Origin of the sequence: Streptomyces sp. AK08-02, from assembly GCF_033795085.1 — a bacterium.
Taxonomy (GTDB): Bacteria; Actinomycetota; Actinomycetes; order Streptomycetales; family Streptomycetaceae; genus Streptomyces; species Streptomyces echiniscabiei.
Genome location: NZ_JARAZV010000022.1, coordinates 158,339 through 168,430, shown reverse-complemented (window position 1 = coordinate 168,430; position 10,092 = coordinate 158,339). Strand labels below are relative to the sequence as shown.

Here is a 10,092-nt window from a genome sequence, read left to right as displayed (position 1 = left end):
CACAGCACGGCACTTCCACGCACACCTGCGTACAAGCCGAATAGTGCTCACCTGCGAAAACGCAGATGACGGCCCCCGAGCGAGCACACGTACTATGTGGTGGCTGGGGCCACGCCGGTCCTGGTGCACAATTGCGGTGGCGCGAACGGTGGGAAATACGGAGACCTGCAACCTGCGGGGGCAGGAAACGAGATCAATCACATCCCTGCCAATTCGTCCAGCCCTCTCAGCAAGTACAGCGGGCCGTCGATTCGGATGGATTATGCCGACCATCGTGCCGTTTAAAGCACCGGATCCTCTCTTGAGTCGCAGGCGTGGCGCATGAGGCAGAAGGAGCTGATAGATGGTGGCGATTTCCGGGGTGCCATACAGATGGACGTGGACGATATTCGGTCCCGGTTCGGCAGTAAGTACGACGAGGCGATCACGGAAATGTGGATGAGTCTCAGTCAGAACAAAGCCCTTCGGAAGTGGGCTTCAGGGCAAAACCCGTAATCGGGAAATTGCACGGAACGAAATGGGACTAGCGTGTCGTCAGACTGGAAAGTAGAGATTGTGGAGTGCGGTGACCTCGTGCAAGACGATGACGAGGTCACCCCGCAGGGCGAGGCTGAGCGTCGCTGGAATCGATATGTCGAGTTGGCAGATTCAGTGACTGGAAATGAAGGGCCCTCTGGTGTTGCCGCGATCGTTTCTTCCCTGAAGGCTGAGGAGGATTATGGGGCCTACCAGGCGGCGCATGCAGCTCTGAGTCGCTTCCCCCGCTCGGACCTTGGTCGGGGAGTGTCCGATGCGGCCAGGGAACTTCTTTCCATTCCTCGGGATGGGAGTGGGAATATCCTGCTAATCCTGACTCAAGCTGGTCCTGCGGCAGTGAATGCCTTTAATGAAGCTATTCAGGCCGCCAATCCGGACGTACGGGTCTCAGTTCGCGAACTCGTGGAGTTCCACGAATCCGAGGAGTGGCTCTCTGAAGGCGGCGCTCGGAACGTTCTTCTGATGCCACGGGCATACTGAACTTGAATGGGTGATGTCGGGGAACGGTGAGCGTGGTGGAACCCCGAACCGCTCCGTGTATGGCTGTTGCGTCAAGATGACCGCATGACCGAGAGCGGAGCGGATCTGCTGGCGTTGCTGCGCGGGCTCGATGATCCGGAGTGGCTGGAGTGGCCGCAGCACTACAACCGTGCCGAGGCCGCAGCCCTGTTCAGCGGGCTGGTGAGCCGACTTGAAGGTGACTTCGCAGCTCGGTGCACGGCTGAGCAGGACACTCAGGAGTCCAGCGAGTACGGACGTGTTGTCGTGTCGGCGGACGCGACCGTATGCGGAACCCGGATCGTGGTGTGTGTGAGCAAGTTCGGCTCATTGGCTCTGGTCTGCGCGGACAACCCGGGCGCCTTCTTCGGGACGGAGGATGCCCAGGCTGAGGGCGCACTGGACGGTGTCGACCTTGCCAGGGTGAATCACGCGTTGGTCGAGCTCGGCTACGTGGTGGTCGCAGAGGAAGTGTTGGAGCGCGACTACGACGGGCCGAGCCGACTGCCCTCGCACGTTCAGCGGCCCAGCTGGTGGCATCGCTTCTTCGGCATCTTCTGACGATTACGACTACAGGGTCAGGCCGGTGCCGGCGAGGCAGCCGTCGATCACCTCCGGTTGGTACTGCAACGTCTTGAGCTTGCGCTTCACAGCGCGGGTGACCTGGCCGAGGTCCGCGGCGGCGAGGTTGCCGATGTCGCGTTTGACCAGGGACCAGATGCTCTCCTGCGGGTTGAGGTCGGGTGCGTAGGTCGGTAGCTGGAACACGGTGAGCCAGTCGGTGTTCGCCCCGTAGAACTCCCGCAGTGGCGCGACCAGGTGCATGCGCAGGTTGTCCCACACCAGAACGATCGGTCCGCCGAGCTGTGTACGGGCGCGGATGACCAGGTTGCGATAGTCCTTCCAGCCGAAGCCCTTCGGTTCCTCCTTGCGGCCCCGGTACTCGCGGATCGCGTAGATCAGACGGGACCGCTCACCAGCCTTGTAGCAGGTCATGCCCGCCATCGACACACGGCCCGATCCCCGTCCGCGCACCCGGATGACCGGCGTGCTGCCCCTGCGACCCCACGTCCTGGCGCGCGGCGGCGTCATCGACTGGCCGGCCTCGTCCTCGAAGACCACCCAGGCTCCGTTCGCCGCTGCGGTGCTCTTACCCGCGGCCACACCTCCCGCTTCCACAGCTCCACCGCGTCGTCGTCACGCTCGATCGCACGCCGGGCGGGCTGCTGCCACGACCAGCCATAGCGCCGCAGCAAACGCCATGTGCCCTCCACGGTGTACGAGACGTGGAACAGTCGGCCGATCATCGTCTTCACCCGAGCCAGGGTCCAACGCTGGTCGAACCACCCGTGTGCCAGCGGCCCACGCTCCAACTCCCGCTCCAGCCTGGCCATTTGCGCGTCAGACAGCCGAGGTCGACCAGGTGACCCCTTGGACGCCACCCCGGCGTGGCCGCTCACGCCACTGGCGTCGCCAGCGTTCCACCGACCGCTCCGAGACCCGCAACGCGGCAGCGACCTCCCGGCTCTTCGTCCCACTCTCGAAGCAAGCAACAGCCTGGAGCCGGACCCGCTCCCGTGCGTCCCTCTCGGCGTCAGTCAAGCCGCCACCCTGCGGATATCTCACCTCGCCAGGACTACCGAGGCCACCTGTGCGCTGTCCGGCGAACAGCCCGACATCACCCGATCAAGTTCAGTACCGATCCCGCCCGGCCGTTTAACCTTTGCAAGAGCCGAGCGGCCGTGAGGGCCGGAGGTACGTGCACTCCGGCCCCGTGCGTGGCCTTTCAGTGCGGATCATGAGGCTGTTGGGGCGGTAGTGCGGGTGCGAGCGTGACGTTCATCCGGTGAGGTTAGAAGGCTTGATGTTGACCTCGGCCCAGACTGTCAAGCCTGTGTTCGTCTGCCGTTTTCCCCGCCGGGCTGCCAGTACGTCTGTGATCAGCAGCCCGCGTCCTCGCTCCTTCTCCTGCCCCAGTCTCGTCGGCGCGGGCACCGCTGGCTCGTACCCTTCCCCTTCGTCGGTCACGCTGACCGTAGCCGTTTCAGCGGTTACGGTCGGCGTGACTGTGACGGTACGGCTGTCGCTGTGTTCCAAGGCGTTGGCCACCAACTCCCCGGTGATCGTTTCCAGATCGTCCACCGCACCCGAAGGGAGATTCTGGAACTCGGCCATGTTCCTCACGCAGCGCCGTGCGACTCGGGCGGAGGCGAGGTCCGCACCCGGGAGCGCAAGCGCGGCGAGCGCTTGGATGCCGGCCGAGGTGTGTGCGAGTAACCCTTCATGGATGTCTGTGTCGTACTGAGGAGTGAGGTACCCGACAGCTCCGAGGCGAGCCCCCCGGCACTCGGCAATGAGCAGTACGTCTCTCAGTGCTTCGGTCAACTGGGCTGTCAACGCGCCGAGTTCGCTGATCGACAACTCTGGGGCTGCGATCATCTCCTGTGCGCGACCGAGGAGCCTGTCCGCGAGGGCGAGTTGTACGGCCTCGACCCGGTCGGCGATCCGGGCAACAGGGCCGTCGCCGCCCGAGACGAGGAGACTCGGTTGGCCGTTGGCGCCGGTCCAGGGCAGCAGGCGTACGTGGTCCACGACATGGTCCGTCATGCTGCCCCCAATTGGCTGTGGATGCCTTGAGGGTCAGGGACGACGCCGTACGTGGTGTGCCCGAGGGCGTCGAGGCCCAGGCACTGGAGATGGGCCCTCTCGTCACACTCGTACGTGGCGAGGTAGGGGCGGACGATGGGCTCGTACCAGGCTCGGGCGGTCCCAGCGATCGAGGTCCGGGGCCGGGGAATCTGAAGCACCTGCGGTGGACTCGGTCGCGGCAGGCAAACCGCACGGTGGCGCCCCGCTGGCGCGAGAAATGCCTGCGCCCAGGCGGTGAGTTTCCTGATCAGTCGTCGCATGGCGGCTCCTGTGACGTGGGTGGCCGGACGGCACACGGGGAGCGCAGGGACGTTCCACGCATGGCTTGGAGTGTGACACCGATCGTCTCGCTATGAGAATCTCATGGAGGATATCTCGTGAAATTCATCCGTGTGAGTGACCCGACTCCGTGCCTGCGCATGTGAGCGTGGTTGATGACCGGCAGTGGCGCCTCGACAATGGCGCGGACACATAGTGAGAGGACTTCCGTGGGACCGACCACCAGGCGTCGCCAACTCGGCGCCGAGCTCAAGCGGTTGAGGGACCTCGAGGGACTCACCTTGGAGGTGGCCGGCGAGGCGGCCGGAGTTTCCCGGGCAACCCTGAACCGGTACGAGTCCAACCGAGGGCCGGTGAAGTGGCTGGTGGTGGACGCGCTCTGCCGTGCCTACGGCACCACGGACGAAGAACGCGCCGCACTCGTGTCGATGGCCAAGAGCGCCAAGGTGCAAGGTTGGTGGAAGAGTTACAACGACGCGATCCCCGGCTGGATCACACCGCTGCTCACGCTTGAGGACGAGGCGGTCGAAGAGTGTCACTGGGCCAACACCTACGTGCCTGGGCTACTGCAAACCCCTGATTACGCGACCGCTGTGATCCAGGCTGCCGAAGTGCGCGCCGAGGCTGAGCTGATCGAACGGATGGTGTCCGTCCGGATGAAGCGGCAGGAGGTCCTCAAGAGGGAGGCTCCGCCTCACGTCTGGGCCATCATGGACGAAGCTGTCGTCCGGCGCCGCGTTGGATCACCCAAGGTCATGGCAGAGCAGCTGGAGCACTTGCGTGCTGCGGCTACGACCCCGCATGTCACGCTGCAGATCCTGCCCTTCGCAGCCGGAGCCCACGCCGCCGAAAGCACCAGTTTCATCATCATCCGGGGTCCCGAGCCGTCGCTGGACGTCGTACACCTCAGCAACCTCAGCGGAGCCCTGTACCTGGAGAAGACGGCGGAGTTGGAGCGGCATAGGGTTGTCTTCGAGTATCTGCGGTCCCAGGCGCTGAGTACTTCGGACACGAGCAGCCTGCTTGCGGAGCTCACCAGAGAATTCACCGCCGCAGCGAGCAGGGAGCGATGATGCCACCGGCCCAGGAAACCAACAGCGACGTCCGCTGGTTCAAGTCCACGTACAGCGGTGGTTCCGGAAGCGACTGCGTTGAGGTCGCTTTCAGCGGCCAGGTCGCCTCGGTCCGTGACTCGAAGACTCCTCGGCGCGCCATGCTGATGATGCCGACCATTGCCTTCGCCGCCTTCATCGAGAACATGAAGGCAATACCGGACGGCATACGCGATGTGCAATGACCTCTGGGTTCACGATTGTGACTGACCAGCCGTCGCGTTGCAGAGGTTCTCTGACTGCCTCCGACGTCATGGATCACACGACAGGCGGAGCACGTCACGCCCCCGGTACCGTGACATCGACACCGTGAAAGGGAGCCGCAACCGCCATGACTACACACCCGGCAGACTCCGGCCCGTCTCATCTCCCGCCCATGCGTACCATCGGCGAACTCCGTGCCGCCCTCACCATGGGTTACGGTTTCCCCGGCGATGCCGACGACTTCGAGGCTGACCTGGCCCGCGAGATCAACCACTCCGACCCCGCCGACCTCACCGGAGTCGTCCGCCTGGTTGAGGAGTTCCGCGGCCGGATCGTTGCCCGCCAGGATCCCGAATTCGACACCGCTGTCGACTCGGCTATGGCGGAGATCCGAGCGGCCCGAGGGACTGACCGTTGACTGACGAACAGCGGCAGATCGTCGCCGAGATCACGCAAGAGGCCCGCACTCGCTGTGAGGCCATCGGCGAAGGGGTTCTCGCCGCCGTCGAGGAACTGTGCGCTGAACTGGAGAAAGCTCCGACGCTCGGTCGTCGGGCCCGCAGCGCCTCCAGTGACATACAGATCTATACGACCCGTCTCGAAGGCACGGCCACACGCCCGGCCCTCACCGTCACCTACGTCTACGACGCCCCGCCGCCCGAGCCCGGCCTGATCCGCATCGCGCTCGTGTCGCCCGTACGCTTCGCGGGAGGCAGCACCGGGTTCTGAACCTGCTGCCCCTGCGGGCGTAACGCATTGAACTCCTCCCGTTGCCCCTACAACAACCCCGCCCCCGCCAAGAACTTCCCCACCCGCTCGACCTCGTCCTCCGACAACGGGATCTGCGGATCGGCGGTCACCGGGCAGTCGATGACCCCTCGCAGATACAGCGCCGCCTTGAACGCCCCCAGCCCCGCCGAGCTGCCCCCCATCCGGACCGGATCCCCCGCCGCCACCATCCCGAACAGCATGCACAACCGTTCCTGCTCGGCCCGGGCCCGCCCCCAGTCGCCCGTACGGCAGAACCGGTCCAGCCGTACGTACCCGTGAGGGTCGACGTTCGCGAGCCCCGGTACCGCCCCGTCCGCCCCCATCGCCAGCGCCGAATCGACCAGCAGCTCGCTGCCCGTCAGGACGCTGAACCCGCTGATCCCGGGGTGTTCCCGTGCCCCCGTCACCACCGTCCGGAACGACGCCAGGTCGCCGCTGGAGTCCTTCAGCCCCGCCAGGACACCATCGGCGGCCAGCTCCAGAACCAACCCCGGGGGCAGTTTGCTGTGCACGGAGGCCGGGAGGTCGTACGCCACCACCGGGACCGTGCTGCCCGAGGCCACCAGACGGAAGTGGCGGGCGATCTCCGAGGGGTGGGTGCGGGTGTAGAAGGGGGCGGTGACCACCACCGCGTCCGCGCCCGCCGCCGAGACCGCCCGTACGTGGTCCAGGACCCGGGGGGTCGTCATGTCGATCGCGCCCGCCAGGACCGGCAGCGCCCCGGCGACATGGCCCACCACCGTCTCCACCACCAGCCTGCGCTGATCGTCCGTCAGATAAGCCGCCTCCGACGACGAACCGAGCACGAACAGGCCGTCCACGCCCGCCTCCACCAGGTGGTCGACCAGCCTGACGAGCGAGCGCACGTCCACCTCGCGGTCCGGTGTCAGCGGAGTGCAGACGGGAGGGACGACACCGGTCAGCGGAGTGGGGAAGGTCATCAGGGCTCCCTGGGGTCTTTCGGGCCGTGCGGCGGTGCGGAGGGGGTGTCGAAGGGGTCGACTGCGGGGTTCTTCTGCACGTCGGGCACGGTGGCGACCGCCTGGGCGACCAGGTCTCGCGTCGTCCGGCCCTCCTCCACAGGGTGGTGGCAACGGAACCGGTGTCCCGGGATTGACGCGGCCGTGAACTCGGGCATCGTCTCCGCGCACACCTCGGTCGCCTTCCAGCAGCGGGTGCGGAACGGGCAGCCGGAGGGCGGACGCGTCGCCGAGGGGACCGGGCCGACCAGCGGGATCGGGTCGATCGGGTCCAGCAGGCCCGGCGTCGCCGAGAACAGTGCCCGGGTGTACGGGTGACGCGCCCTGTCCGTCACCTCGTCCGCCGGGGACTCCTCCACGATCCGGCCCAGGTACATCGTGATCACCCGGTCGCTCATCCGGCGTACCGTCTGGATGTCGTGCGAGACGAAGACCAGCGCCAGCCCCAGCCGCTCCTTCAGGTCCAGGAGGAGGTTCAGGATCTGGGCGCGGACCGAGACGTCCAGCGCGCTGGTCGGCTCGTCCGCCACCACCAGGTCGGGGTCGAGGGCCAACGCCCGTGCGATGGCGACTCTTTGGCGTTGGCCGCCCGACAGCTGGCCCGGCAGGCCGTCCGCCAGGGCTCGTGGGAGGCCCACCAGGGACATCAACTCCCTTACCCGGTCCTCCCGTTCCTTTGTCGTGCCGCGCCGGTGCACGTCCAGCGGGTCGCGGAGGATCTGGCGGACCGTCAGGCGGCGGTTCAGTGCCGTCGACGGGTCCTGGAAGATCATGCCGGTACCCGTGCCGATGGCCGACCGACGCTCCGCCGCCTTCATCGTCCACAAGTCGTCGCCCCGGAAAGACACTTGTCCCGAGGTCGGCGGCTGAACGCCCACCAGCACCTTCGCCAGCGTCGACTTTCCGCAGCCCGACTCGCCCACCACGCCCACCGTTTCACCCGGCGCCACCGCGAAGTCGGCGCCCGTCAGGGCGTACACGCGGTCGCGGGTGAACAGACCGCCGCTGCGGGCCTTGTGGACCACATGCGTGTCGGACAGTGCGACGATCGGGCTCGTCACGGGAGTTGAGGTACTGCTCACTTCACGGTCTCGCTTCCCGTCGGCTCCGGCGTCGTCAGGTCGATCGCCGGGTGATGGCAGGCCGCCAGGTGGGTCGCGGCGCCCAGGAGACCGGGGGCCGTCGTACGGCACACCTCCGTCGCCATCGGGCAACGGTCCGCGAAACGGCAGCCCTTGGGGAAGTCGGCGGGGGAGGGGACCGTGCCCTTGATCTGGGTCATACGGACCGCCGCCGACTCCAGGGACAGCACGCTGCCCAGCAGGCCCCGGGTGTAGTGGTGTGACGGGGCGCCGACCAGGTCCGCCGTCACGCCCGTCTCGACGATCTGTCCGCCGTACATCACGACCACCCGGTCCGTCACGTCCGCAACCAGGGCCAGGTCGTGCGAGACCAGGATCAGGGCGAAGTCCAGCTCCGCCCGCAGTCTGAGGAGGAGCTCGATGATCTGGGCCTGGACCGTGACGTCCAGGGCTGTTGTCGGCTCGTCCGCGACGATCAGCTTCGGGTCGCGGGACAGGGCCATGGCGATGAGGACGCGTTGGCGCTGGCCGCCCGACAGTTCGTGCGGGTAGCTGCGCAGGGTGCGGTCCGGGTCAAGGCCCACCAGTCCCAGCAGCTCTTCCGGTGTGCGGTGGCCTCCGCGTCGTACGACCTGCTTCAGCTGGGAGCGGATCGTCATCGCCGGGTTCAGGGACGACAGGGCGTCCTGGTAGATCATCGCCATCTCGTGGCCCAGCAGCCTGCGGCGTACGCGCATCGGTTCCGTGAGCAGGTTCCGCTGGTTGAAGCGGACCTGGCCCGTCACCCGGGCGCCCTTCGGTTCCAGGCCCATCACCGTCAGTGCTGTGAGTGACTTGCCGCAGCCCGACTCGCCCACCAGGCCCAGGACTTCGCCCGGGTGAACCTCGAAGCTGATGCCGTCGACGATGTTCACGCCCGAGTGGCGCGCGGCGAAGCCGATCGTCAGGTTCTCGACGGCCAGGACCGGTTGGCCCGTGGGGACCGGGCGGGCCCGCGCGCGCAGACGCTCGGCCGCCTCCGTCAGGCCCGGCAGGGCCAGCACCTCGCCCGTTCCCGGCTCGGGCGCCTCCAGACGGTCCTCGTCCTCACGTACCCCCACGTCCCGCGCGGCCGGTGCCGCCCAGGCGTCCGACACGCCTTCGGAGAGGACGTTCAGGGAGAGGACCGTGATCAGCATCAGCAGGCCGGGGAACACCGTCGCCCACCAACCGCCCGTCAGGACCATGTTCTTGCCGTCCGCGATGACGCTTCCCCAGGAGGGGTCCGGCGGCCGTACGCCCGCGCCGATGAACGACAGCGACGCCTCGAAGACGATCGCCTCCGCCACCTGCACCGTGCAGAACACCAGCACAGGCGCCGCGCAGTTGATCGCGACGTGGCGAAGGACGATGTGGGGAGTACGGGCGCCGATCACCCGTTCCGCCGTCACGTAGTCCTCGCCGTACTGGTCCAGGACGTTCGCCCGCACCACGCGCGCCACCGGCGGGGTGAACAGGAAGGCGATCGCGCAGATCAGGACGGTGATGCCGCCGCCGAAGACCGCGACGAGTACGGCGGCCAGCGCGATGCCGGGGAACGCCATCACCACGTCCAGGCAGCGCATCAGGGTCTCGTCGACCGCCTTGCGCGAGGTCGCCGCGATCGCGCCGATCAGCGCGCCGACGGTGAGGGCGAGGGCGGTGGCGCCCAGGCCGATCATCAGCGACCAGCGGGCCCCGTACATCAGCCGGCTCATGATGTCGCGGCCCAGGCTGTCCTGGCCCATCCAGTGCTCGGCGGAGGGGGCTCCCGTGCCGCCGATCAGGGGCTGTTGGTCGAGGGGGTCGTCGGGGGAGACGAGGGGGGCGAAGACGGCGACGAACACCACCAGCGCCAGGAAGCAGACCGCGATCCGGGAGAGGACCGGGAGCCGGCGCCAGCCGCGCAGCCGGATGCCCGGGCGGGACAGGAGGGCGGCCAGGCGCCCCCGTTCGAACATC

11 protein-coding genes and 1 pseudogene are annotated in these 10,092 nt (G+C 67.1%); 6 read left to right on the top strand and 6 right to left on the bottom strand.

Going from position 1 to position 10,092, the window contains the following annotated elements:
- Window positions 1-528 precede the first annotated feature (528 nt).
- Both PV734_RS38380 and PV734_RS38375 read left to right on the top strand, forming a co-directional pair.
- The gene (locus PV734_RS38380) at window positions 529-1,017 is read left to right on the top strand and encodes a hypothetical protein (protein WP_319294029.1); all 489 of its coding nucleotides are present in this window, start codon (window positions 529-531) and stop codon (window positions 1,015-1,017) included.
- 84 nt (window positions 1,018-1,101) lie between these two features.
- The gene (locus PV734_RS38375; protein ID WP_319294027.1) at window positions 1,102-1,596 is read left to right on the top strand and encodes a hypothetical protein; all 495 of its coding nucleotides are present in this window, start codon (window positions 1,102-1,104) and stop codon (window positions 1,594-1,596) included.
- A gap of 9 nt (window positions 1,597-1,605) precedes the next feature.
- On the opposite strand, the gene PV734_RS38370 is transcribed toward PV734_RS38375, so the two are convergent.
- From PV734_RS38370 to PV734_RS38360, 3 genes and pseudogenes are all read right to left on the bottom strand, one after another.
- Complete coding sequence (locus PV734_RS38370) at window positions 1,606-2,127, bottom strand: transposase (RefSeq protein WP_319294043.1); 522 nt, start codon at window positions 2,125-2,127, stop codon at window positions 1,606-1,608.
- A pseudogene (locus tag PV734_RS38365) lies at window positions 2,124-2,661 on the bottom strand (winged helix-turn-helix domain-containing protein). Before PV734_RS38365 ends, PV734_RS38370 begins: the two are co-directional and overlap by 4 nt.
- 213 nt (window positions 2,662-2,874) lie before the next feature.
- Window positions 2,875-3,627 (bottom strand): ATP-binding protein, encoded by a 753-nt coding sequence (locus PV734_RS38360; RefSeq protein ID WP_319294025.1) that lies wholly within the window; start codon window positions 3,625-3,627, stop codon window positions 2,875-2,877.
- Window positions 3,628-4,142: 515 nt separating this feature from the next.
- On the opposite strand from PV734_RS38360, the gene PV734_RS38355 reads away from it, so the two are divergent.
- The 4 genes from PV734_RS38355 (at window position 4,143) to PV734_RS38340 (ending at window position 6,008) form a co-directional block, all read left to right on the top strand.
- A complete protein-coding gene (locus PV734_RS38355) occupies window positions 4,143-5,036 on the top strand; it encodes a helix-turn-helix transcriptional regulator (RefSeq protein WP_319294023.1) in 894 nt (297 codons plus the stop codon).
- The gene (locus PV734_RS38350; protein ID WP_319294021.1) at window positions 5,033-5,260 is read left to right on the top strand and encodes a DUF397 domain-containing protein; all 228 of its coding nucleotides are present in this window, start codon (window positions 5,033-5,035) and stop codon (window positions 5,258-5,260) included. Before PV734_RS38355 ends, PV734_RS38350 begins: the two co-directional genes overlap by 4 nt.
- 191 nt (window positions 5,261-5,451) lie before the next feature.
- The gene (locus PV734_RS38345; RefSeq protein ID WP_319294019.1) at window positions 5,452-5,697 is read left to right on the top strand and encodes a hypothetical protein; all 246 of its coding nucleotides are present in this window, start codon (window positions 5,452-5,454) and stop codon (window positions 5,695-5,697) included.
- The gene (locus PV734_RS38340; protein WP_319294017.1) at window positions 5,694-6,008 is read left to right on the top strand and encodes a hypothetical protein; all 315 of its coding nucleotides are present in this window, start codon (window positions 5,694-5,696) and stop codon (window positions 6,006-6,008) included. The genes PV734_RS38345 and PV734_RS38340 overlap by 4 nt, the downstream gene beginning before the upstream one ends.
- A 47-nt stretch (window positions 6,009-6,055) precedes the next feature.
- On the opposite strand, the gene PV734_RS38335 is transcribed toward PV734_RS38340, so the two are convergent.
- The 3 genes from PV734_RS38335 to PV734_RS38325 are packed head-to-tail and all read right to left on the bottom strand — an operon-like array spanning window position 6,056 to window position 10,091.
- Complete coding sequence (locus tag PV734_RS38335; protein WP_319294015.1) at window positions 6,056-6,991, bottom strand: dihydrodipicolinate synthase family protein; 936 nt, start codon at window positions 6,989-6,991, stop codon at window positions 6,056-6,058.
- The gene (locus PV734_RS38330) at window positions 6,991-8,091 is read right to left on the bottom strand and encodes an ABC transporter ATP-binding protein (RefSeq protein WP_319294013.1); all 1,101 of its coding nucleotides are present in this window, start codon (window positions 8,089-8,091) and stop codon (window positions 6,991-6,993) included. Before PV734_RS38330 ends, PV734_RS38335 begins: the two co-directional genes overlap by 1 nt.
- Before the next feature lie 17 nt (window positions 8,092-8,108).
- Window positions 8,109-10,091, bottom strand: coding sequence for a dipeptide/oligopeptide/nickel ABC transporter permease/ATP-binding protein (locus PV734_RS38325; protein WP_415924334.1), 1,983 nt, complete (start codon window positions 10,089-10,091; stop codon window positions 8,109-8,111).
- Window position 10,092 lies beyond the last annotated feature (1 nt).